The organism is Thalassobacterium maritimum (genome assembly GCF_031127805.1).
Lineage (GTDB): Bacteria > Verrucomicrobiota > Verrucomicrobiia > Opitutales > Coraliomargaritaceae > Thalassobacterium > Thalassobacterium maritimum.
In genome coordinates this window covers 1-311 of the sequence record NZ_JARXHW010000313.1, presented here as the reverse complement: position 1 = coordinate 311, position 311 = coordinate 1, and the positions used below count along the sequence as shown (strand labels likewise).

General features: G+C 56.9%; 1 pseudogene. It reads left to right on the top strand.

Annotated features, from left to right (window positions below):
- Nucleotides 1-288: pseudogene (locus QEH52_RS20455) on the top strand (carbohydrate ABC transporter permease); the annotation flags it as partial.
- Nucleotides 289-311 lie beyond the last annotated feature (23 nt).

Below are 311 nucleotides of genomic sequence, written 5' to 3'. Positions count from 1 at the left end.
CAGATCCGCCACATCATCCTGCCGCTGTCCGCGTCCATTATCTCGGTCACCTGCATCATGGACTTCCTCGGCTCCTGGAACAACACCATCCTGCCACTCTTGCTGCTGCGTGACGATCAACTGCTCACCATCCCCGTCGGCCTCTTCCGACTCGATGGCGAATACGTCAAACAATACGGCCAACTCATGGCCGGCTACGCGATCTCTTCAGTGCCACTGCTGATCATCTTCCTGTTCTCAATGAAGTTCTTCGTCAAAGGACTCTCCGCCGGAGCCGTCAAAGGCTAGCGCGGCTTCGCCGCGAACGTTAA